This window comes from Aeromicrobium endophyticum (assembly GCF_003586285.1).
Taxonomy (GTDB): Bacteria; Actinomycetota; Actinomycetes; order Propionibacteriales; family Nocardioidaceae; genus Aeromicrobium; species Aeromicrobium endophyticum.
Genome location: NZ_QUBR01000002.1, coordinates 142,329 through 164,566 on the forward strand (window position 1 = coordinate 142,329; position 22,238 = coordinate 164,566).

The 22,238-nt window shown below is 70.1% G+C and carries 18 protein-coding genes; 15 read left to right on the forward strand and 3 right to left on the reverse strand.

The window, feature by feature from the left end; translation table 11 throughout:
- Positions 1-2 precede the first annotated feature (2 nt).
- The 8 genes from frr to DX116_RS11305 all read left to right on the forward strand — a co-directional run bounded on the left by frr (position 3) and on the right by DX116_RS11305 (position 11,304).
- Complete coding sequence (frr, locus tag DX116_RS11270; protein ID WP_245343662.1) at positions 3-524, forward strand: ribosome recycling factor; 522 nt, start codon at positions 3-5, stop codon at positions 522-524.
- The gene (locus DX116_RS11275) at positions 514-1,422 is read left to right on the forward strand and encodes a phosphatidate cytidylyltransferase (protein ID WP_233556712.1); all 909 of its coding nucleotides are present in this window, start codon (positions 514-516) and stop codon (positions 1,420-1,422) included. The genes frr and DX116_RS11275 overlap by 11 nt, the downstream gene beginning before the upstream one ends.
- Positions 1,423-1,523: 101 nt before the next feature.
- Positions 1,524-4,832 carry a transglutaminase family protein gene (locus DX116_RS11280; protein WP_119704374.1) on the forward strand — a complete coding sequence of 1,103 codons (3,309 nt, stop codon included), beginning with the start codon at positions 1,524-1,526 and terminating at the stop codon, positions 4,830-4,832.
- Positions 4,829-7,285: a circularly permuted type 2 ATP-grasp protein gene (locus tag DX116_RS11285; protein ID WP_119704375.1), complete on the forward strand. Its 2,457-nt coding sequence runs from the start codon at positions 4,829-4,831 to the stop codon at positions 7,283-7,285. The genes DX116_RS11280 and DX116_RS11285 overlap by 4 nt, the downstream gene beginning before the upstream one ends.
- Positions 7,282-8,160, forward strand: coding sequence for a transglutaminase family protein (locus DX116_RS11290; RefSeq protein WP_119704376.1), 879 nt, complete (start codon positions 7,282-7,284; stop codon positions 8,158-8,160). Before DX116_RS11285 ends, DX116_RS11290 begins: the two co-directional genes overlap by 4 nt.
- Positions 8,161-8,208: 48 nt before the next feature.
- A complete protein-coding gene (locus tag DX116_RS11295) occupies positions 8,209-9,192 on the forward strand; it encodes a zinc-binding metallopeptidase family protein (protein WP_119704377.1) in 984 nt (327 codons plus the stop codon).
- Between the two features lie 181 nt (positions 9,193-9,373).
- The gene (rlmN, locus tag DX116_RS11300) at positions 9,374-10,513 is read left to right on the forward strand and encodes a 23S rRNA (adenine(2503)-C(2))-methyltransferase RlmN (protein ID WP_119704378.1); all 1,140 of its coding nucleotides are present in this window, start codon (positions 9,374-9,376) and stop codon (positions 10,511-10,513) included.
- A gap of 17 nt (positions 10,514-10,530) precedes the next feature.
- Positions 10,531-11,304 (forward strand): HAD family hydrolase, encoded by a 774-nt coding sequence (locus tag DX116_RS11305; RefSeq protein ID WP_267897700.1) that lies wholly within the window; start codon positions 10,531-10,533, stop codon positions 11,302-11,304.
- Positions 11,305-11,328: 24 nt separating this feature from the next.
- On the opposite strand, the gene DX116_RS11310 is transcribed toward DX116_RS11305, so the two are convergent.
- On the reverse strand, positions 11,329-13,044 hold the full coding sequence (locus tag DX116_RS11310; RefSeq protein ID WP_119704379.1) for a TIGR03767 family metallophosphoesterase: 1,716 nt from the start codon (positions 13,042-13,044) through the stop codon (positions 11,329-11,331).
- Between the two features lie 98 nt (positions 13,045-13,142).
- On the opposite strand from DX116_RS11310, the gene DX116_RS11315 reads away from it, so the two are divergent.
- Both DX116_RS11315 and DX116_RS11320 read left to right on the forward strand, forming a co-directional pair.
- Entirely contained in the window at positions 13,143-13,868 is a 726-nt protein-coding gene (locus DX116_RS11315) for an enoyl-CoA hydratase (protein ID WP_119704380.1), read from the forward strand.
- Positions 13,868-14,323 (forward strand): AMP-binding protein, encoded by a 456-nt coding sequence (locus DX116_RS11320; RefSeq protein ID WP_119704381.1) that lies wholly within the window; start codon positions 13,868-13,870, stop codon positions 14,321-14,323. The genes DX116_RS11315 and DX116_RS11320 overlap by 1 nt, the downstream gene beginning before the upstream one ends.
- Positions 14,324-14,434: 111 nt before the next feature.
- On the opposite strand, the gene DX116_RS11325 is transcribed toward DX116_RS11320, so the two are convergent.
- The gene (locus DX116_RS11325) at positions 14,435-14,914 is read right to left on the reverse strand and encodes an Lrp/AsnC family transcriptional regulator (RefSeq protein ID WP_199716058.1); all 480 of its coding nucleotides are present in this window, start codon (positions 14,912-14,914) and stop codon (positions 14,435-14,437) included.
- A 157-nt stretch (positions 14,915-15,071) separates the two neighbouring features.
- On the opposite strand from DX116_RS11325, the gene DX116_RS11330 reads away from it, so the two are divergent.
- The 4 genes from DX116_RS11330 to DX116_RS11345 are packed head-to-tail and all read left to right on the forward strand — an operon-like array spanning position 15,072 to position 19,140.
- Entirely contained in the window at positions 15,072-16,235 is a 1,164-nt protein-coding gene (locus DX116_RS11330) for an ABC transporter substrate-binding protein (protein ID WP_119704383.1), read from the forward strand.
- Positions 16,219-17,391, forward strand: coding sequence for an ABC transporter ATP-binding protein (locus tag DX116_RS11335; RefSeq protein ID WP_119704384.1), 1,173 nt, complete (start codon positions 16,219-16,221; stop codon positions 17,389-17,391). Before DX116_RS11330 ends, DX116_RS11335 begins: the two co-directional genes overlap by 17 nt.
- Before the next feature lies 1 nt (position 17,392).
- Positions 17,393-18,325 carry an ABC transporter permease gene (locus DX116_RS11340; RefSeq protein ID WP_119704385.1) on the forward strand — a complete coding sequence of 311 codons (933 nt, stop codon included), beginning with the start codon at positions 17,393-17,395 and terminating at the stop codon, positions 18,323-18,325.
- Positions 18,322-19,140, forward strand: coding sequence for an ABC transporter permease (locus tag DX116_RS11345; RefSeq protein WP_119704386.1), 819 nt, complete (start codon positions 18,322-18,324; stop codon positions 19,138-19,140). The genes DX116_RS11340 and DX116_RS11345 overlap by 4 nt, the downstream gene beginning before the upstream one ends.
- A 224-nt stretch (positions 19,141-19,364) precedes the next feature.
- Here the strand turns inward: DX116_RS11345 and DX116_RS11350 are convergent, their stop codons facing one another.
- Entirely contained in the window at positions 19,365-20,765 is a 1,401-nt protein-coding gene (locus tag DX116_RS11350) for an aspartate aminotransferase family protein (protein WP_119704387.1), read from the reverse strand.
- Positions 20,766-20,911: 146 nt separating this feature from the next.
- Between DX116_RS11350 and DX116_RS11355 the strand changes: the two genes are divergently transcribed.
- Positions 20,912-22,237 carry a flavin monoamine oxidase family protein gene (locus DX116_RS11355; protein WP_119704388.1) on the forward strand — a complete coding sequence of 442 codons (1,326 nt, stop codon included), beginning with the start codon at positions 20,912-20,914 and terminating at the stop codon, positions 22,235-22,237.
- Position 22,238: the final 1 nt, after the last annotated feature.

The following is a 22,238-nucleotide window of genomic DNA, read 5'->3' on the forward strand; positions in this document are numbered from 1 at the left end:
AGATGGGCAAGGCCGTCGAGCACACCCGCGAGGAGTTCGCCGCGATCCGCACGGGCCGTGCGCACCCCGCCATGTTCGCCCAGATCACGGCCGAGTACTACGGGCAGCAGACGCCGCTCAACCAGCTGGCCGGCTTCCAGGTGCCCGAGCCGCGCACCGTCATCATCCAGCCGTACGACGCCGGCGCCAAGCCCGCGATCGAGAAGGCCATCCGCGAGTCCGACCTGGGCGTCAACCCCAGCGACGACGGCAAGGTGCTGCGCGTGACGCTGCCCGAGCTGACCGAGGACCGCCGCAAGGAGTACATCAAGCTGGCCAAGTCCAAGGCCGAGGACGGCCGTATCGCCGTGCGCGGGGTGCGTCGCAACGCCAAGCAGGCGATGGACAAGGCCGAGAAGGACTCCGAGATCAGCAAGGACGACAACACCGGGGCCGAGAAGCGCCTCGACGCGTTGACCAAGAAGCACGTCGAGGTCATCGACGAGATGCTCAAGAACAAAGAGGCAGAGCTCCTTGAGGTCTGAGTCTCCCCACGAGGAGACTCCGCCCGTCGTCTCCGCGGACGAGCTGACGCCGGACGGCGAGGTCATCCCCGCCGTCGCGCTCAAGACGAGCCGCGCGGGGCGCAATCTCCCGGCGTCGATCGCCGTCGGAGTGGGCCTGGTGGCGATGGTGATCGCCTCGCTGTTCGTGGTCAAGGAGGCGTTCATCGCCGTCGTGGCCGTCGCCCTGGCGATCGGGCTGTTCGAGCTGACCCGCGCCTTCGGCACCGTCCGCATCGCGCTGCCGGTGCTGCCCGTGGTCACCGGCGGCACGATCATGCTGATCGGCTCGTACTTCGGCAGCATGGAGACCGCGTCGATCGCGATGGCGCTGACGGTGCTGGGCACCATGGTGTGGCGCCTCAGCGACGGCGCCGAGGGCTTCGTGCGCGACGCCAGCGCGGGCATCTTCAGCCTGTCGTACCTCTACCTGATGGGCACCTTCGTGCTGCTCATGCTCAAGGAGGACGACGGGCCGTGGCGCATCGTGGCGTTCATCGTCGCGACGATCGCGTCCGACATCGGCGGCTACATCGCCGGCGTCCTGTTCGGCAAGCACCCGATGGCGCCGACGATCAGCCCCAAGAAGTCGTGGGAGGGCTTCACCGGGTCGTTGATCTTCGGCATCGGCAGCGGCATCGCCACCGTCACGTACGCCCTCGACGGCGACTGGTGGGTGGGCATCGTGCTGGGTGTCGCCGGCGTCGTGTTCGCGACGCTGGGCGATCTGTCCGAGTCGCTCATCAAGCGCGACCTCGGCATCAAGGACATGGGCGACCTGCTGCCCGGCCACGGCGGCCTGATGGACCGGCTCGACTCGCTGATCGCGGTCGCCCCCGTGGCCTGGCTCATCCTGTTCCTGCTCGTCCCCGTCACCTGACGCCCGCGATTCGCTGAGTCGCCGGCACGAGTCGTTGCGACTCGCGGGCGGTGGGTCAGGGCGGTTGCGTGGCTGTCGGGGGTACCGGGCACCCTTGAGGCATGTCGATCAAGGTCGCTCTCGAGCACAAGACCACCTACTCGTTCGATCGACCCGTCGGGCTGGGCCCGCACGTCGTGCGCCTGCGTCCGGCGCCGCACAGCCGCACACCGATCGAGGCGTACTCGCTGACGGTCAGCCCGTCCAACCACTTCGTCAACTGGCAGCAGGACCCGTTCGGCAACTGGCTGGCCCGCCTCGTGTTCCCCGAGAAGGTCTCGACGCTCGACGTCACGGTCGGCCTCGTCGCCGACATGGTCGTGGTCAACCCGTTCGACTTCTTCATCGAGGAGTACGCCGAGACGTTCCCGTTCTCGTACGAGCCCTCGCTCGCAGCAGATCTCGCGCCCTACCTGCGCCCGGTCGGCGACGACGGCACGGACGTTCCGGGACCGCTCGTCGTGCAGTTCCGCGACGCGCTGCCCACCCTGCCCGACGGCGGCATGGCCATGGTGCCGTTCCTCGTGCAGCTCAACGCGGCGGTGTACGGAGCGGTCGACTACTCGGTGCGCATGGAGGCCGGCGTCCAGAGCCCCGACGAGACGCTGCGGCGTGGCATCGGCTCGTGTCGAGACAGCGCGTGGCTGCTCGTCTCGCTGCTGCGTCAGCACGGTCTCGCGGCGCGCTTCGTGTCGGGCTACCTGGTGCAGCTGGCGTCCGACACCGAGGCGATCGACGGCCCCAGCGGCCCGTCCGAGGACTTCACCGACCTGCACGCCTGGGCCGAGGTCTTCGTGCCGGGCGCCGGGTGGATCGGACTCGACCCGACGTCGGCCCTGTTCGCCGGCGAGGGACACATCCCGTTGTCGGCCACGCCGCACCCGTCGTCGGCCGCACCGATCTCGGGCGTGCTGACCGAGCGCGCCGACGTCGACTTCTCGTTCCACAACACGGTCCGCCGCGTCCACGAGGACCCTCGGGTCACCCAGCCCTACACCGACGAGCAGTGGCAGCGCATCGACGCGCTGGGCGAGGGCGTCGACCTGCGCCTCGAGGCCGGCGACGTGCGTCTCACCCAGGGCGGCGAGCCGACGTTCGTGGGGCTCGACGACGTCACCTCCGAGCAGTGGAACACCCAGGCCGACGGACCCCAGAAGCGCGTCAAGGCCAGCGAGCTGGCCGAGCGGCTGCGCGAGGTCTACGCCATCGGCGGCCTGGTGCACCGCGGCGACGGCAAGTGGTACCCGGGCGAAGAGCTGCCCCGCTGGCAGATCTCGCTGCAGTGGCGCGACGACGGCCAGACGCTGTGGTCGTCGCCGGCGCTGCTCGCCGACCCGTGGGACGAAACGCAGGCCGACACGCAGTCGCCGGCCCGGGCAGAGGCGCTGGGGCGCGAGATCACCAGGTTGCTGGGCCTGCCCGACACTCAGCTGCGGCCCGCCTACGAGGACCCGCTGACGGCGCTCGTCGGCGAGCTGCGCCAGCCGGACGGCGACCGTCCCGGCCTCGACCCGCAGCGTGCCGATGCCGGCCTGGCGGCCGAGCTCGACGCCGACGTCGTCGAGCCGACCGGGTGGGTCCTGCCGCTGGTGACGGGGGAGCAGTGGACGAGCCCCGACTGGTCGCTGCGACGCGGTCGCATCGTGCTGCTGCCCGGCACCTCGGCGGTCGGCCTGCGCCTGCCGCTGAGCTCGATCTCCTGGAGCGACCCCCGCGCGTCCGGCGACCCGTCGTACGTCGAGGCCGGCCCGCGGCTCGACCCCCGGGTCCCGTCGGTCGCGGTCGTCGACCCGGCCGACCAGCCCACCACCGCGCTGACCATCGAGGCCCGCGGCGGCTTCGTGCACGTCTTCCTTCCGCCCACCGAGCGTCTCGACGACTACGCCGACCTGCTGCGCGTCATCGACCTCGCGGCCGCGTCGCTCGGACAGCGGCTCGTCGTCGAGGGCTACGGGCCGCCGCCCGACGCGCGGCTGACGCAGCTGGTCGTCGCCAGCGATCCCGGTGTCATCGAGGTCAACGTGCACCCGACGGCGTCGTGGTCCGAGCTGCGCGACCTCACCGTCACGCTGTACGACATCGCGCGGCGCGCCCGCCTGACCACCGAGAAGTTCGACCTCGACGGCGTTCACACGGGCACCGGGGGCGGCAACCACATCACCCTGGGTGGTCACGAGCCGGCCGCATCGCCGATGCTGCGCCGTCCCGACCTGCTGGTCAGCCTCATGACGTACTGGCAACGTCATCCCTCGTTGTCGTACCTGTTCTCCGGACGGTTCATCGGGCCGACGAGCCAGGCGCCGCGATTCGACGAGGGCCGACCCGAGTCGCTGTACGAGGCCGAGATCGCCTTCCAGGAGATCGACCGGCTCACCAGCGAGACCGAGGAGCCTCGTCCGTGGCTCGTCGACCGGGCCCTGCGCCACCTGCTCACCGACCTGACGGGCAACACGCACCGCGCCGAGTTCTGCATCGACAAGATGTACAGCCCCGACTCGTCGCGCGGACGGCTCGGCCTGCTCGAGCTGCGCGGCTTCGAGATGCCGCCCCACCCGCAGATGGCGATGGTGCAGTCGCTGCTGGTGCGCTCCCTGGTCTCGATGTTCTGGCAGCAGCCCTATCGCGCGCCCCTGGTGCGCTGGGGCACCGCGCTGCACGAGGACTTCCTGCTGCCGCAGGGCGCGATCGACGACATCGGCTCGGTGGTGGCCGACCTGCGCGCGCACGGCATCGCCTTCGAGAGCTCCTGGCTCGACCCGTTCACCGAGTTCAGGTTCCCCCGGCTCGGCCTGACCCGCACGGCCGGCGGCATCGAGCTCGAGCTGCGGTCCGCCATCGAGCCGTGGAACGTGCTCGGCGAGGAGGCGACGTCCGGCGGCATGGCCCGCTACGTCGACTCCTCGGTCGAGCGGCTCCAGGTCACGGTGCGGGGGGTTCTGCCGCACGAGCACCTCGTGACGTGCCAGGGTGTTCCCGTGCCTCTGACACCGACGGGCGTGGCCGGCGAGTACTACGCCGGCGTCCGCTACCGCGCGTGGCAGCCGCCGTCGGCCCTGCACCCCTCGATCGAGGTGCACGCCCCGCTGCGGTTCGACGTCGTCGACATCGCCTCGGCCACCTCGGTGGGCGGTGCCACGTACCACGTCGTGCACCCCGGGGGCCGCGCCCACGAGCGTCCGCCGGTCAACGCCCGCGAGGCCGAGGCGCGGCGCTCGAGCCGGTTCGAGCCGTTCGGCCACACCCCCGGCGCGCTCGACGTCGCGGCGATGGTCGAGGCGGGACGACGCGCTGCCAGCGCCGAGTACCCGCACACGCTCGACCTGCGTCGCCCCGTGCCGTCCAGCTCGGTCCACGGGGCGGGCGGGCGGTGACGGCCCTTCGCGACTACTCCGCGGCGGTCACCCAGCCGACGCTCGGCGGCGGAGCGGTGCCGTACGACGAGGTGGTCGCCCCCGACGGCGGCCTGCGGCCCGGCTGGCGGATGCTGGCGGAGGGCGCGATCCAGCTGACCGAGGCCGACCTTCGGCGTGTCGGCGGTGACATCGAGCGCTTCCTGGCCAATGACGGCGTCACCTACACGGTGCCCGAGCACGACCCCGGCCCGTGGCGGCTCGACCCCGTCCCGCTGGTGCTCGACGCTGCCGAGTGGGCGCCGCTCGAGGTAGGACTGGCCCAGCGCGCCGAGCTGCTCAACGCGATCCTGGTCGACCTCTACGGTCCGCAGCGGCTGCTGTCGTCCGGTGTCCTCCCACCGGCCGTGGTGTTCGCCCACGAGGGCTTCCTGCGCGTCTCGGCGCGAGCGTCGGCCGGCGACCCGCACCCGCTGCTGCTCTCGGCGGCCGACCTCGGCCGCAACGCGGCAGGGGAGTGGAGGGTGCTGGCCGACCGTGCGCAGGCGCCGTCGGGCATCGGCTACGCGATGGAGAACCGGCGCGTCATCTCGCGGGTCATGCCCGAGCTCTACCGCCAGGCGGGCCTGCACCGCATGGCTCCCTTCTTCCAGGCCCTGCGTGCCACGCTGATCGACTCCGCGCCCGAGCACGCGCCCAACCCGCGCGTCGTCGTGCTGTCGCCCGGCACCTTGTCCGAGACCGCGTACGACCAGGCCTTCGTGGCCTCCAGCCTGGGCTTCCCGCTCGTCGAGGGCAGCGACCTCGTCATGCGCGACGGGGCGGTGTGGATGCGGGTCTTCGGCCGGCTCGAGCGCGTCGACGTCATCCTGCGACGCGTCGACGCCGCCTGGAGCGACTCGCTCGAGCTGCGCAAGGGCTCGCAGCTCGGCGTCGCCGGCCTGTCCGAGGCCGTCCGCCGGGGATCCGTGCGGGTCGTCAACGGCCTCGGCGCCGGTGTGCTCGAGAACCCCGGCCTGCTGCCGTACCTGTCCGCGATGTGCGAGCAGCTGCTCGACGAGCCGCTGCGCCTGCCGTCCGTGCAGACCTACTGGACCGGCGACGAGCGCTCGATGGCCTACGTGCTCGACCACCTCGACGGCCTGGCCGTGCGGTCGATCGACCAGAGCGTCGACCTCGAGCACCACGGTCCCGACCGTCTGCGCGAGCTGATCCGTGCCGAGCCCCACCGGTACGTCGGTCAAGAGCTGCTGCCGCTGTCGCAGTCGCCCACGCTCGACCCGCGCGGCGTGCACCCGCAGACCGTCACGCTCCGCACGTTCACGCTGCGGTACGGGTCGACCTACCGCCCCCTCGTCGGCGGCCTGGCCACCGTGATGACCGACGACCGGGTGCCGTCCAGCAAGGACGTCTGGGTGCTCAAGGCCAGCCCCGACGACCCCGACCAGGGGCTCCCCGACGTCCTGCCGCTCACCGACGTGCGCGCGCCGGCCGCCATGGTGCCGCGTGTGCTCGAGGACATGTTCTGGTTCGGTCGCTACGCCGAGCGAGCCGAGGACATGCTGCGCCTGGTGCTGACGGCCCACGCCAGTGCCGAGGACTTCCGGTCGCGGCCGCACACCGCGGGCGGGGCGAGCCTGGCGGTGCTCATGTCGGCCATCGGCCGGCTCAGCGGGTCGCGGCACGGCACCGAGCAGCTCGACGAGAACTTCCGCTCGCTGCTGCTCGACGCGCACCGCCCCGGTTCGGTCGCCCAGTCCATCAGCGCCCTGCGGGATGCCGCGCAGAGCGTGCGCGACCAGCTGTCGCCCGACACGTGGCAGGCATTCAGCTGGACCGAGCGGGCCTCGGCCCACCTGTCGACCTACCACTACAGCCACCAGGTGGCCGAGAGCGCCGCGCAGATGCTCACGGGCGTCCTGTCGCTGCAGGGCGTCACGGCCAACATGATGCGCGACCCCGGGTGGCGCATGATCTGCGCGGGGCGCGCGGTCGAGCGCGGGCTCCAGCTGTGCCACCTGCTGAGCGCGACGACGACGGTCCGCCGCGGCATCGACATCGACCGCGACGTCAACACCGCGGTGCTGGCGGCCACCGAGAGCGCGGTGACGCACCGCCGCCGCTACCGCGGCTACGTCCGGCTCACCGGCGTCCTCGAGCTGCTGCTCACCGATGCCGACAACCCGAGGTCGTTGGCGTCCGGCATCGACGAGATGCGCCAGCACCTGGCCGCGATGCCGGAGTCGACCGGGTCCACGCGGCCCGAGCGACTGCTCGACGACCTGCTCGACGAGCTCGAGCGGGTCGACATCGCGGCGCTGACGGCCATCGAGGGCGAGCGGCGCCCGCACCTCGACCGGTTCCTGACCGGCTACATCGGGCAGCTGACGCGGTTCGCCGACGCCGTGGGCGAGATGCACTTCGCCGGCAGCCCCGTGCCGCGCTCGTTCGGGTTCGCGACGGTGACCGAGTGAGGTACCGCGTCTCCCACCGCACGACGTACTCGTACGACGACGACGTCAGCGACAGCCTCGGCATCGCCTACCTCGTGCCGCGCGAGCTGGCGTGGCAGCACGTCGCCGAGCGCGCGCTGACCGTCACCCCCCAGCCGCTCGACCACACCGAGGACCTCGACTACTACGGCAACACCGCCACGTACTTCCAGGTCACCGAGCCCCACCGGGTGCTCGACGTCCTGGCCGTCAGCGACGTCGAGGTGCAGGCGCCCCAGCACGACGAGCACGCGCTCCTCACCCCGTGGGAGGACGCTCGCCCGGCCCGCCGCCCCGACCTGGCCGACGCATGGCAGGCGCACGACTTCGCCCTGGCGTCGTCGCTGGCCGACCAGACGCCGCAGGCCCATGCCTACGCCGCGCAGTCGCTGGCGCCTGGGCGCCCGGTCGGCGAGGCCGTCGTCGAGGTCATGCACCGCATCCACGCCGACTTCGCCTACGACAAGACGGCCACCACGGTCACCACCACGGTCGCCGACATCTTCGACAAGCGCGCCGGCGTGTGCCAGGACTTCGCCCACCTGACGCTGGCCTGCCTGCGCTCGCACGGGCTCGCCGTGCGGTACGTCAGCGGCTACCTCGCCACCACCCCGCCCCCAGGCAAGGAGCGCATCGTGGGCGCCGACGCGACGCACGCGTGGGCCGCGGTGTGGATCCCCGGCAGCGGCTGGCTCGCGGTCGACCCGACCAACGACCAGCTCGTCAACGACCGCTACGTGACGGTCGCCTGGGGGCGCGACTACGGCGACGTGCCCCCGGTCAAGGGCGTCATCTTCACCGAGGCGACGTCGTCGACCCTGCGCGTCGAGGTCGACGTGGCACCCGTCACGGGCTGAGCCGCCCGCAGCGGTCGCCCTTTGGCGCAGCCCTGCCAGACTTGTCCGGTGAAGGCCTTCTCCTGCCGCGTGTGCGGCAACTCCCTGTACTTCGAGAACTCGATCTGCGTCTCGTGCAAGACCAACCTCGGCTTCTCGCGCAGCGAGCGCGCGATCGTGCCGGTGGACGGCAAGGGTCAGTACGTCGACGCCGACGGCGACATCTGGCACGTCTGCAAGAACCTCAACCTGTCGGGATGCACCTGGTTGACCGAGTTCCCCGGCGGCTTCTGCTTCAGCTGCGGCCTCACCCGCACCCGTCCCAGTGACGCCGACGCCGTGGGGCTGCGCGAGTTCAAGGTCGCCGAGGAGGCCAAGCGGCGGCTCGTCGTCGAGCTCGACACGCTGGGCTTCCCGATCGTCCCGCGCAGCGAGGACCCCGAGAACGGCCTCGCCTTCGACCTGCTCTCGAGCGTCGAGGAGGACGTGACGACAGGTCACGACAGCGGCATCATCACGCTCGACCTCGCCGAGAGCGATGACGCGCACCGCGAGAAGGTGCGGGTCGACCTCGACGAGCCGTACCGCACGATGCTGGGGCACTTCCGGCACGAGATCGGCCATTACATCGAGTGGCAGCACGTCCGCGGCGACCTGATCGAGACGGCGCGTGGGCTCTTCGGCAACGAGGAGGAGAACTACGCCGACGCGATCGAGCGGCACTACTCGCAGGGTCCGCCGGCCGGCTGGGAGCAGAACTACATCAGCATGTACGCCACGATGCACCCCTTCGAGGACTTCGCCGAGACGTTCGCGCACTACATGCACATCTGCGACACGATCGAGACGGCGTCGGCGTTCGGCCTGGCGACCGTCGCGTCGCCGCAGGAGTTCAGCTCGTTCCACGACCTCGTGGTGGGCGTGTGGATCCCGCTGAGCGTCGCCCTCAACCAGATCAACCGCAGCATGGGCAAAGGGGCGCTCTACCCGTTCGTCATCCCGCCGCCGGTGCTCGAGAAGCTGCAGTTCGTCGCCGACCTCCCGCGGGCCTGACCCGTCCCTGCGGCCGCCCCGCCCCTTCTCGCGAGTGGTGCGTCCTGGACGTTCTGGGACGGCGTGTCTGACCGGTACGCACCACTCGGCGACCGGAACGCGCCTCTCGAGTGGTGGCGACGACGGGGCGCCGGACGGCTGCCGTCGCGACGATTCGGGGGATGAGGGCCCGAATGCGAGAATGGTGGACGTGTCTTCCGTCAACCCGAATCCGCTGCCGCTCGTCTTCGAGCAGAAGCGCGGACGTGCCAAGCCGCCCCGTCACCTCGCCGACCTGAGCGCCGACGAGCGCAAGGCCGCTGCCGAGGCGATGGGGGAGCCCGCATTCCGGGTCAAGCAGGTCGCCCAGCACTACTACGGACGCCTGGAGCGCGATCCCGCTGCGATGACCGATCTGCCGGCGTCCAGCCGCGACCGCATCGTCGAGAGCCTGCTGCCGACGCTGCTCAACCCGGTGCGCACCATGGAGGCCGACAAGGGCACCACGGTCAAGAACCTCTGGAAGCTGTTCGACGGCGCCCTCGTCGAGTCGGTGCTGATGCGCTACACCGACCGTGCCACGATCTGCGTCTCCAGCCAGGCCGGCTGCGGCATGGCGTGCCCGTTCTGCGCCACGGGCCAGGGCGGCCTGCAGCGCAACATGAGCACCGCCGAGATCGTCGACCAGGTCGTCGACGCCGCCGGCAAGATGGCGCGCGGTGAGATCGCGGGCGGTCCGGGCCGTCTGTCCAACGTCGTGTTCATGGGCATGGGCGAGCCGATGGCCAACTACAAGGCCGTCATCGGCGCCGTGCGCCGCATGGTGTCGCCCGCGCCCGACGGCCTCGGCATGTCGGCCCGCAACATCACGGTCAGCACGGTCGGCCTCGTGCCGCGCATGAAGCAGCTGGCCGACGAGGGCATCCCCGTCACGCTGGCGCTGTCGCTGCACGCGCCCGACGACGAGCTGCGCAACGAGCTGGTGCCCATCAACACGCGCTGGTCGGTGGGTGAAGCCGTCGAGGCTGCCTGGGAGTACGCGCGCAAGACCGGACGCCGCGTGTCGATCGAGTACGCCATGATCAAGGACATCAACGACCAGGCCTGGCGCGCCGACCTGCTGGGCGACGTCCTGCAGTCGTACGGCGACTGGGGTTGGGTGCACGTCAACCTGATCCCGCTCAACCCCACCCCCGGCTCGATGTGGACCGCGTCGCGTCCCGAGGACGAGCGCGAGTTCGTCCGCCGCCTGATCGCCAAGGGCATCCCGACGACCGTCCGCGACACCCGCGGCAGCGACATCGACGGCGCCTGCGGCCAGCTCGCGGCCACCGAGGTCTGACCATCGCCGTACCGCGCCTGGTCGCCACCGATCTCGATGGCACGCTGCTGCGCACGGACGGCTCGCTGTCGGACCGCACGCGCCGGGCGATCGTCGCGGCCGAGGCAGCGGGCGTCCCGACGCTGTTCGTGACCGCGAGACCCCCTCGCTGGCTCGACGAGCTCGCTGACGCCGTCGGGGGCCCCGGGATCGCGATCTGCGGCAACGGCGCCTTCGTCTACGACCTGGTCGAGCGGCAGGTCACGGCATCGCACGGTCACGACCCCGAGGTCATGGCCGAGGTGGTGTCCGACCTGCGCGAGGCGGTGCCCGGCGTGACGTTCGCGGTCGAGCGGGCCGACGGCATGGGGCGCGAGCACGCGTACGCCTATGCGCAGGAGCACAACGCCGGCCACACCGTCGGCGACCTCGCCGAGATCGCGGCGACACCCGTCGGCAAGCTGCTCGCGCGCTGCCCGCAGCTCGACCCCGACGAGTTCCTGCGCCTGGTCCAGTCGGTGGTCGGCTCGCGCGTCGAGCTGGGCTACTCCGGCGCGATCGGCCTGGCCGAGATGACCGCGCCGGGTGTCACGAAGGCCAGCGGCCTGGCCACGTGGTGCGAGCAGCAGGGCATCGCGGCCGCCGAGGTGTGGGCGTGCGGCGACATGCCCAACGACCTGCCGATGCTGCGCTGGGTGGGGCGCGCGCACGCGGTGGCCAATGCGCATCCGGACGTGCTGGCGGTCGCCGACGTCGTGCTCGCGTCCAACGACGACGACGGCGTGGCCGCACTCCTCGAGTCCCTGGTCTGACCCCGACCACCGGGGAGTCGAGCGTCAGGCGAGGGGGTCGCGCAGCAGCAGCTCGGTGTTGCGGTCGTCGACCGATCCCTCCTGCGCCGACGAGCGCAGCTGAGGGTCGTTGGCCGACAGCTCGCGGGCCAGTGCCGCCAGGTGCACCGAGTCGGCGAGCGTCCCGCCGTGCGAGGCCGGCCCGGCGTGGTCGAGCATCGTGGTGAAGATCGACAACGTGCCGTCGTGGTTGTCCGCCAGCTCGACGAGCCGCGACTGCTGCGGGAAGTCGACGTGCGACGCGGTGTTGATCTCCCAGAACCCGCTGGTGCCGTCGGGACCGCGGTGCGCGGTGACCTGGTTGCGGTGTGTGTGCCCGTTGACCCACGCGACGACGCTGCGGTGCTCGAGCAGCGTCGCGACCACCTCGTCGCCCAGCACCCTGGGGTTGAGGTCGAGACCCGTGAGCACCAGCGGATTGGTCATCGTGGCGGACGTGTGGTGGCTGAACACCATGACGTAGCGGTCGGACGAGGATGCCAGGAGCGTCGTCAGCCACTGGTGCTGCGGCCGGTCGATCGAGCCGTCCGCGTAGCCGTTGGGGTTGACGGTGTCGAGCACGATGCAGCGCACGCGTCCGCGATCGAAGCTGTAGTAGGCGGTCTTCTTCTGCCGGTTCGTCGTCGTGAAGCCGTGCCCGACGGGCGAGCCGGTGGTCTTGAAGTGCTCCTCGACCACCTGTCCCCGGGTGAGGGTGCGTCGTTGCGGGTCGGCGCTGACGATCGTCGCCGACGTGAGGGACGCGGCCGAGAGGAGCGCGCCGGCATCGGCTGTCGCCAGGCTCGAGAGCACGTCGGACTGCGACAGACCGGGCGGCAGGGCCGTGGCCTTCAGCGGTCCGGTCGCCAGGATCGACAGCGGCAGGGTCTGCGGGAAGTTGCCCTGCACGAGGCCGTCGTGGTTGCCGAAGACCGAGTACCAGGGGATGTCGAGTCCCTCGGCCTCGAACGAGCGGCGTGAGGCCGTGAGCAGTCCAGGGACGCGAGGGAAGCCGTAGCGGGACGTGTAGACGTCCTCGGCGCCGCCGGGCGTCCGCGGACCCTCCGGATGCCAGTAGTGCGCGTCCCACACCCGGTTGTCGGCGACGCCCTCGTACGCCGTCCGGCTGCCGGAGTCGGGCGTCACCCGTTGCCCGTCGAGCACGTCGATGTTCCAGCGCACCTCGTTGTACTGGCAGTTGTCGGAGTTGTCGCCGGTCTGGATCGCGAAGTCCAGGCCCTGCCCCGTGACCGGTCCGCGAGCGACCCGGTTGACGGCGCGCACCATCGAGTCGGCCACCTGCGGCGTCAGCATCTCCTGGGGTCGGTAGCTCGACGAGAGCAGACCGCCGAGCGTCGGGGCGCCCCCGTACGAGTCGTCCAAGCGGTCGACGTACTCCACCCGTGCGGGGGACTGGGCATCGATGATGTGGACGTCGGTCAGGTGGGCGAAGGTCAGCACCGCGGTGCGCGTCGTGGCCCGCGTCGCCCCGGCGCCGACCCCCAGGTCGTCGCGCACCGTGTGCGGCTCGCCGGCGGCCTGGACGACCCGGGTGTAGCCGCCGGCACCCGCCGGCCCTCGGCGGTAGCAGCTGTCGAGAGTCGTCGACGTCGGCGCGACGACGCGCGGCGTGGACCAAGCCGCGCCGGGACGCACGCCGACCGCGACGGCCCCTCCGACGGCTGCTCCGGTGCGGATCAGGGCGCGGCGCGACATCGTCATGTCCGTGTAACGAGACTCACAGGCGCAGAGTTACCCTCTGGTCACATCTGCCGGTCCCGGGACGGGGCGATAGCGTGAGGTCGACCCCGAGGAGACCCATGATCGCGACTTCACGCGACGACGGCAGCGACGTCGTCGTCATCGAGCTCCAGCGCGAGGACCGGCGCAACGCGCTCGACCTCGCGCTGTGCGAGGCCATCCGCGAGGCCGCAGACGCGGCCGTCGCCGGCGGGGCCCGGGTGATCGTGGTGACGGGCCAGGGCTCTGCGTTCTGCTCGGGGGCCGACCTCGGCGGCGTCTACGGGCCGGACTTCCTGAAAGCGCTGTACGGGATGCTCCACCACCTGACGCGACTGCCGGTCCCGCTGATCGCCGCGGTCAACGGACCCGCGATCGGTGCCGGCACCCAGCTGGCGATGGCGTGCGACCTGCGGGTGGCAGCCGACACCGCGAAGTTCGCCGTGCCGACGGCGCGCAACGGCCTCGCGGTCGATGCGTGGACCATCCGCACGCTGGCCGACCTCGCCGGGGCCGGGCGTGCCCGCCGGCTGATGCTGGCGGCGGAGTCCCTCGACCGCGACGAGGCACTGGCCTGCGGTCTGGCCGACCGCGCCGGCACCCTCGACGACGCGATCGCGTGGGCGCGCGAGATCGCGACGTTCGCCCCGCTGACGCTGGCGCACAACAAGCTGGTGCTCAACGGCTCGCCGGACGACGATGCCGCGATCGAGCAGAGCTTCGCGGCGGTGTGGGCCAGCGACGACGTGCAGGAGGCTGCGCTGGCTCGTACCGAGCGTCGCGCGCCGGTCTTCAGGGGGCGTTGATGACGAGCCTGGTCTTCCGCATCCTCGACCGCCAGGTCATCTCGGGCCTGGCCGACGAGCTCGCCGTGGCTGATGCTCGCGGCTCGGTCTCGTACGCCCAGCTGCTGCACGAGTCGGCGTGCATCGCCGCGGGCCTGCACCACATGGGCGTCGAGGCCGGGACGTCGATCGTGCTGGACGGGTTGCACGGTCGCGACCTGGTCACGGCGGTGCTGGCTTGCGCGCGCATCGGGGCGGTGCCGGCCGGCACGGGCAGCTTCCGGCTGGCCGGCACGCCGCCGGTGCTGCACGCCCCCGACACCGAGGTGGCGTGGGACGTCCTCGACAAGGCCGGCCGCACCGAGCCCCACACGGCCCCTGAGCACGACGACGAAGGCTACGAAGAGACACTCCGAGCCGCCTACGGCACCATCATCGAAACCCTAGAAACCGGCGGCACCATCACCGAGGTCTGACCCGGGGGAGGTCACCAAGAGTCGAGCGAGCGCAGCGAGCGAAGACAGGTGACCGGGCGAAGCCCGGCAGCCGTGAGGAACGAACGGCTGTTGCGGCGAGGAACGAGCCGCTCACCGCACCCCCCAAGCGTATGTCTGCTTCTCCAGCCGCAGGTAGACGAAGGTCTCGGTGGAGACGACGCGGTCGAGAGCGCCGATCTGGGCCGAGACGATGTCGAGCAGCTCGTCGTCGCTCTCGGCCACGATCTCGGCGAGGATGTCGAAGCGTCCGGTGGTGATGACGATGTAGTCGAGCTGGTGCATCGTGGAGAGCTCGGCGGCGACCTCGCGGATGTTGCCGTTGACCTTGATGCCGATCATGGCCTGGCGGGCGAATCCCATCTGCAGGGGATCGGTGACGGCGACGACCTGCATGACGCCGGTGTCGATGAGCTTCTGCACGCGGTGACGCACGGCGGCCTCGGACAGGCCGACGTCCTTGGCGATGGCGGAGTACGAGAGCCGGCCGTCGTCCTGGAGCAGCTCGATGATGCGCTTGGCGGTGGCGTCGAGGCTCTGTGCTCGTACCTGCGCGGGCCTGCGGTCGGTCATGACGGACATTCTGCCCCACGACCCGGGACCTTGGTCGTATCACCTCGCCACGGCAACGATTTCATGAGCGAAACACACTCTTAACGGCGGAATCCCTTGTGCTGCCGGATGTATCTTGCGACTATTCGTGAACAACGGGGAGAAGTGAGGGTGGCGCATGGCGGGTGTCGACCGGCGGACGGTGTTCAAGGGGGCGGGTGGCGCGGCGGCGCTGGGTCTCAGCGCGGTGGCGTTGAGGTACGGGTTCAACACGCCGGACCAGAAGCAGGACCCCTCCACGCTGGTGGCCAAGGACCGCTCGGCGCAGGACAAGACGCTGGTGTTCTCCAACTGGCCGGAGTACATCGACGAGGACGACGGCAAGTACGTCTCGACGCTGACGCAGTTCGAGCGGGAGACCGGCATCTCGGTGCGCTACACCCCGGACGTCAACGACAACAACGAGTTCTTCGCCAAGGTCAAGAACCAGCTGGGCTCCGGCACGTCGTCCAAGCGTGACCTGTTCGCCCTGACCGACTGGATGGCGGCCCGCATGATCCAGGTCGGGTGGATCCAGAAGCTCGACGCCGCGAAGGTGCCGAACCTGCACGCCAACATCATCGACTCGCTCAAGTCGCCCGCGTGGGACCCCAAGCGCCAGTACTCCGCCCCGTGGCAGAGCGGCCTGACCGGCATCGCCTACAACAAGGCCAAGGTCGGCGAGATCAAGTCGTTCGAGGAGCTGCTGACCCGCAAGGACCTCAAGGGACGGATCTCGTTGCTGACCGAGATGCGCGACACGATGGGCTTCCTGGTGATGATCGGCGGGGGAGACCCCGAGAACTTCAGCGACGACGAGTGGCAGGCCGCGATCGACCTGCTCAAGAAGACGCGCAGCGACGGCCAGGTGCGCTCGTTCAGCGGCAACGAGTACGTCCAGGACCTCGCGTCGGGCAACATCCTGGCCTGCGAGGCGTGGTCGGGCGACATCGCCAATGCCGGCGACGAGAACCTCGTGTGGGTGCCGCCGGAGGAGGGGATCATGATCTGGGCCGACAACATGCTGGTGCCCAACCTCGCGACCCACCAGGACAACGCCGAGAAGTGGATCAACTACTACTACGAGCCCGAGGTGGCCGCGAAGCTGGCGGCCTACAACAGCTACATCTGTCCTGTGAAGGGTGCGCAGGCGGCGATGGAGAAGGTCGATCCCGACCAGGTCGACAACGAGCTCATCTTCCCGACAGACAAGACGCTGTCGCAGACCCACCGCTTCATGGCCCTCGACGAGGCCACGATGCGAACCTACGAAGGGGACTACGCCGATGTCACAGGTGCATGAGGGAGCAGCAGCGCCATCCGGGGCGCACGCGAGGGGAGCGGACGGGTCGCGAGACCTGCGGCTCACCGGCCTGACCAAGGAGTACGCGACGTTCACGGCCGTCAAGTCCCTCGACCTGGTCGTGCCGCAGGGCGAGTTCTTCGCACTGCTGGGGCCGTCGGGCTGCGGCAAGACGACGACCCTGCGCATGGTGGCCGGGCTCGACACCCCGACGTCCGGCACGATCCACCTCGGCGACACCGAGATCACGTTCGAGAAGCCGTACCGGCGTCCCGTCAACACGGTGTTCCAGAACTATGCCCTGTTCCCGCACCTCAACATCGCCAAGAACGTCGCCTTCGGGCTCGAGCGCCGCGGCATCAAGAACACCAGGCAGCAGGTCGCCGACATGCTCGAGCTGGTCGAGCTGACCTCGCAGGCGCACAAGAAGCCGACCCAGATGTCCGGCGGCCAGCAGCAGCGCGTCGCTCTGGCGAGGGCCCTGATCAACAAGCCCGAGGTGCTGCTGCTCGATGAGCCGCTGGGCGCCCTCGACCTCAAGCTGCGGCGCGGCATGCAGCTCGAGCTCAAGCGCATCCAGACCGAGGTGGGGCTGACCTTCGTCCACGTGACGCACGACCAGGAGGAGGCCATGACCATGGCCGACACCATCGCCGTCATGAACCAGGGCGTCATCGAGCAGATGGGTGCGCCGAGCGAGCTCTACGAGAACCCGCGCACGACGTTCGTCGCCAACTTCCTCGGCCAGTCCAACCTCATCGCCGGCGAGATCGAGGGGCGCGACGGCGACCACGTGAAGGTCCGCGTGCAAGGTGCGGTCGCGTCCGTCCCGGGCGACCGGGCGCACTCCGACTCCGGCAAGGGCTGGCTGGGCATCCGGCCCGAGAAGGTCCTGATCGCCGAGGCCGGGACGCCGATCGACGCCCCGGGCGACGTCATCACGGGTGGCTACGTCACCGACGTCAGCTTCGTCGGGGTCAGCACCCAGTACTCCGTCATGATGCCGTGGGGGCAGGAGCTGACGGTCTTCGAGCAGAACACCGGTGCCCGGTCGATGCTGCCGGTCGGCACCAAGGTCGACATCTCGTGGCGGCCGGAGTTCGCCTTCCTGCTCGATGCGAGCCAGGACGCCAAGGCCGGGATCGAGGACGACTGACATGACGTCCACCGCAGGCGTCCCGCCGGTCTCCACGGACGACACCACGGCAGCCAAGCCCCGCGGCCGCAAGCTCACGGGCTACTGGCTGATCCTGCCGGGTGCTGTCTGGCTGCTGCTGTTCTTCGTCATCCCGTTCTACTCGCTGGTCGCCTCGAGCCTGTTCGACCCGAAGGGATCGGTGCTGACGGGCTACGAGATGACCTGGCACGTCGGCAACTACGTCGACGCGTTCAACCAGTACAAGGGCCAGCTCGGGCGGTCGCTGCTCTACGCCGGCCTGGCCACGCTCACGTGCCTCGTGGTCGGCTACGTGCTCGCGTACGCCATCGCGTTCAAGGCAGGACGCTGGAAGAACCTGATGCTGGTGCTGGTCATCGCCCCGTTCTTCACCAGCTTCCTGCTGCGCACCCTGTCGTGGAAGCTGATCCTGGCCGACGACGGCTGGGTCGTGGGCGTCGCCCAGGCGATCCACCTGACCGACGTGCTCAACATCATCGGTCTGACCACGACGGACGACCGGCTGCTGGCCACCCCGTTCGCCGTGATCGCGGGGCTCACCTACAACTTCCTGCCGTTCATGGTGCTGCCGCTCTACGCGAGCCTCGAGAAGGTCGACATCCGTCTCATCGAGGCCGCGGGCGACCTGTACGCCTCGCCCATGCGGGGGTTCTTCAAGGTCACGTTCCCGTTGTCGTTGCCCGGTGTCGTGGCGGGCACGCTGCTGACCTTCATCCCGGCGGCCGGCGACTACGTCAACGCGCAGCTGCTGGGCAGCACCAACACCAAGATGATCGGCAACTCGATCCAGAGCCTGTTCACGACGCAGGGTGACTACGCCACGGCGGGTGCGCTGTCGGTGATCCTCATGGTCATCATCGTGGCGGCCGTGATGGCCTACGTCCGCACCGCCGGAACGGAGGAGCTGGTATGACACGCGCGCGCCGCTGGATCGGCGAGCACCTGGTGCTCGGCCTCGGCCTGCTGGTGCTGGCCTACACGTTCGTGCCGATCGCGATCGTCGTGCTGATGAGCTTCAACGACAGCAGCACGTCGCGCAACGTCTACAAGTTCCAGAAGTTCACCTGGGACAACTGGCTCCACCCCGGAAGCTGGGCCGACGGCATGGCCGACTCGGTGTGGTTGAGCATCCGCATCGCGCTGCTGGCGACCGTGGTCGCGACGGCGCTCGGCACGCTGGCCGCCTTCGCCCTCGTGCGGCACCGGTTCGCGGGACGCTCGGCGGCCAACCTGATCATCTTCCTGCCGATGGCGTCGCCCGAGATCGTCATGGGCTCGTCGTTGCTGGCCCTGTTCGTGTCGGCCGGCTTCGGCGGCCAGCTCGGGTTCTGGACGATCCTGATCGCCCACATCATGTTCTGCCTCTCGTTCGTCATCGTGACCGTCAAGGCACGGCTGAGCGGTCTCAACGACAACCTCGAGCAGGCGGCGATGGACCTCTACGCGACCGAGGCGCAGACCTTCTGGCGGGTGACGTTCCCGCTCGTGCTGCCCGGCATCGTGGGTGCGGCGCTGCTGAGCTTCTCGCTGTCGTTCGACGACTTCATCATCACCAACCTCAATGCCGGCCAGGAGGTGACGTTCCCGATGTTCGTCTACGGCGCCAACCAGCGCGGCGTGCCGATGGAGGTCAACGTCATCGGCACGGCGATGTTCGTCATCTCGATCGCGGTGGTGCTCGGCAACGAGATCGTCCGGCGTCGTCAGGAGAAGGCCCTCGCCGCCTGACGGCCCCGGTTTACCACGCTGGCGTGGTAAACCTCGTCGGTGCACGGCAAAGGTGCCGCGCCCCGAGCCAGTTTGCCCTGCCGGCGTGGGAAACCGCGTCGCCCGGACTACACCCGGGGTCGGTTTGCCCTGCCGGCATGGTGAACCGGATCAGGGCACGGCCAAGGTGCCGCGTCCCGAGCCAGTTTGCCCTGCCGGCGTGGTAAACCGCGCCGGGGCGGTCGTCAGACGAGGCCCTGGGCCTCGGTCAGCACCGACCGCAGGATCTGCTCGATCTCGTCGAAGTGCGACTGGTCGGCGATCAGCGGGGGAGCCAGCTGGATGACCGGGTCGCCGCGGTCGTCGGCGCGGCAGTACAGGCCGTTGTCGAACAGGGCCTTGGAGAGGAAGCCGCGCAGCAGCTTCTCGGACTCGACGTCGTCGAACGTCTCCTTGGTCGTCTTGTCCTTGACCAGCTCGATGCCGTAGAAGTAGCCGTCGCCGCGGACGTCGCCGACGAGGTCGAGGTCGAGCAGCTTCTCGAGCGTCGAGCGGAAGGCACCCTCGTTGCGCAGCACGTGACCGTTGAGGTCCTCGCGCTCGAAGATGTCGAGGTTGGCCATCGCGACGGCGGCCGAGACCGGGTGCCCGCCGAACGTGTAGCCGTGCGCGAACGACGCGTTGCCCTTCAGGAACGGCTCCATCAGCCGGTCGGACGCGATCATCGCTCCGAGCGGCGAGTAGCCCGACGTCAGGCCCTTCGCGCAGGTGATCATGTCGGGCTGGTAGCCGAACTTGGTGGCGCCGAACATCTCGCCGAGGCGTCCGAAGGCGCAGATGACCTCGTCGGAGACCAGCAGGACGTCGTGCTCGTCGCAGATCTCGCGGACGCGCTCGAAGTAGCCGGGCGGGGGCGGGAAGCACCCGCCCGAGTTCTGCACCGGCTCGAGGAAGACCGCGGCGACGGTGTCGGCGCCCTCGGCCAGGATCGCGTCCTCGATGCGGTTCGCGGCCCAGCGGCCGAAGGCCTGCTGCTGCTCCTTCTCGTCGGTGAAGCCGCCGAGGGACTCGTCGGGCGCCCGGTAGAAGTTGGTGTTGGGCACGTGCGACGTCGACGGCACGAGCGGCTCGAACATCGACTTCATGGCCGGGATGCCCGTGATCGACAGGGCTCCGTGCGGCGTGCCGTGGTAGGCGACCTGTCGGCTGATGACCTTGGTCTTGGCCGGCTTGCCGGTCAGCTTGAAGTACTGCTTGGCCAGCTTCCAGGCGGTCTCGACGGCCTCGCCGCCGCCCGTCGTGAAGAACACGCGGTTGAGGTCGCCGGGCGCGTACGACGCGATGCGCTCGGCCAGGCGGATGGCATGCGGGTGCGCGAACGTCCACAGCGGGAAGAACGCGAGCTCCTTGGCCTGCTTGGCGGCCGCCTCGGCCAGCTCCTCGCGTCCGTGGCCCGCCTGCACGACGAACAGCCCGGCCAGCCCGTCGAGGTACTGGCGACCCTGGGTGTCCCAGATGTGCATGCCGTCGCCCTTGACGATGATGGGGATGTCGTGGGCGTCGTCGTAGCTCCCGTGACGGGAGAAGTGCATCCACAGGTGCCGCTTGCCGGCCTCCTGCAGGTGGTCGTAGTCGTCGAGGGTCATGTCCTCATTGTCAGGCCTCTGGTTGGTCGAAAACAAGGGATTTCGTGGTTCTGTCGGACATTCGCACCGGAATCCGTTGTCCCGAGGTCGGGGATGAGGTTGGATGGGAGCGCACCGCAGCCCACGACACGATCGACGAGGTGACCATGGACCGCTACGACACGATCGTCGTGGGTGCAGGGGTGGCGGGCCTGACCGCTGCCCGTCTGCTGACCCGCGCGGGCCGGTCGGTGGTGGTGCTCGAGGCGCGCGATCGCATCGGCGGTCGCGTCTGGACGGTGCGCGACGGCGATGAGGCCACCGATCTCGGTGCGTCGTGGATCCATGGTGTCGACGGCAGTCCGGTGGCGGCCGCGGCCCGCGCCTTCGAGATGCCGATGACGGAGTTCACGGTCGGCGGCTACCAGCCGGACAGCCGTCCGATCGCCTACTACGGCCCGGCCGGGAGTCGCCTGTCCGAGGTCGAGACAGCGGGGTTCGTCGACGACATCCGAGCCGTCGACGAGGCACTGCCGGCCGTGATCGAGGCGTCCGCGCCCGACGCCTCGTACTCCGACGTCGCCGAGCAGGTGCTGCGAACGTTCGGCTGGGACGAGGCGCGTGCCGAGCGCGTGCGCGAGTACCTGCGCCACCGGTCGGAGGAGCAGTACGGCGCGTGGATCGGCGACCTGGCCGCTCACGGCCTCGACGACGACTCGATCGACGGGGACGAGGTCGTGTTCCCCGACGGGTACGACCGCCTGGCCGAGCGGTTGTCCGACGGCGTCGACCTCCGTCTCGAGCACGTCGTGTCGCACGTCCGCTGGGACGACGACGGCGTGTCGGTGAGCGGCGACCGGGGCACGCTGACGGCGGCGGCAGCGATCGTCACGGTGCCGGTCGGCGTGCTGCGCAGCTCCGACTTCGTCATCGAGCCGGCCCTGCCCGCGCCGGTGGCCGGCGCCCTGTCGCGCCTCGAGATGAACGCCTTCGAGAAGGTCTTCCTGCGGTTCCCGACCAGGTTCTGGGACGACGAGGTGTACGCGATCCGCCAGCAGGGCCCGCAGGGTCTGTGGTGGCACTCCTGGTACGACCTCACGTCCCTGCACGGCACGCCCACGCTGCTGACCTTCGCGGCCGGTCCCGCCGCGCGAGCCATCCGTGACTGGGACGACGCCGCGGTCATCGACTCGGTGCTCTCGCAGCTGCGGCGCCTCTACGGCCACCGAGTCGGCGTGCCGACCGCCGTGCATGTCACGCACTGGCAGGACGATCCGTACGCCCGCGGCTCGTACGCCTACATGACGGTCGGCTCGACGACGTCCGACCACGACGACCTCGCGACCCCCGTCGGCGGTGTGCTGCACCTGGCCGGCGAGGCCACGTGGACCGACGACCCGGCGACGGTCACGGCGGCCCTGTGCTCGGGGCACCGCGCCGCACAGAACGTCCTGGGCCGCGACGTGCCCATCGAGGACGCCTGGACCGACTGAG

Excerpts from the sequence above, each read along its gene's own strand:
- DX116_RS11340 (WP_119704385.1), top strand. The coding sequence starts at position 17,393 with ATGACGTCCACCGCAGGCGTCCCGCCGGTCTCCACGGACGACACCACG.
- rlmN (WP_119704378.1), top strand. The coding sequence starts at position 9,374 with ATGGTGGACGTGTCTTCCGTCAACCCGAATCCGCTGCCGCTCGTCTTC.
- DX116_RS11310 (WP_119704379.1), bottom strand. The coding sequence starts at position 13,044 with ATGACGATGTCGCGCCGCGCCCTGATCCGCACCGGAGCAGCCGTCGGA.
- frr (WP_245343662.1), top strand. The coding sequence starts at position 3 with ATGGGCAAGGCCGTCGAGCACACCCGCGAGGAGTTCGCCGCGATCCGC.
- DX116_RS11355 (WP_119704388.1), top strand. The coding sequence starts at position 20,912 with ATGGACCGCTACGACACGATCGTCGTGGGTGCAGGGGTGGCGGGCCTG.
- DX116_RS11280 (WP_119704374.1), top strand. The coding sequence starts at position 1,524 with ATGTCGATCAAGGTCGCTCTCGAGCACAAGACCACCTACTCGTTCGAT.
- DX116_RS11345 (WP_119704386.1), top strand. The coding sequence starts at position 18,322 with ATGACACGCGCGCGCCGCTGGATCGGCGAGCACCTGGTGCTCGGCCTC.
- DX116_RS11320 (WP_119704381.1), top strand. The coding sequence starts at position 13,868 with ATGACGAGCCTGGTCTTCCGCATCCTCGACCGCCAGGTCATCTCGGGC.
- DX116_RS11330 (WP_119704383.1), top strand. The coding sequence starts at position 15,072 with ATGGCGGGTGTCGACCGGCGGACGGTGTTCAAGGGGGCGGGTGGCGCG.
- DX116_RS11315 (WP_119704380.1), top strand. The coding sequence starts at position 13,143 with ATGATCGCGACTTCACGCGACGACGGCAGCGACGTCGTCGTCATCGAG.
- DX116_RS11335 (WP_119704384.1), top strand. The coding sequence starts at position 16,219 with ATGTCACAGGTGCATGAGGGAGCAGCAGCGCCATCCGGGGCGCACGCG.
- DX116_RS11350 (WP_119704387.1), bottom strand. The coding sequence starts at position 20,765 with ATGACCCTCGACGACTACGACCACCTGCAGGAGGCCGGCAAGCGGCAC.
- DX116_RS11325 (WP_199716058.1), bottom strand. The coding sequence starts at position 14,914 with ATGACCGACCGCAGGCCCGCGCAGGTACGAGCACAGAGCCTCGACGCC.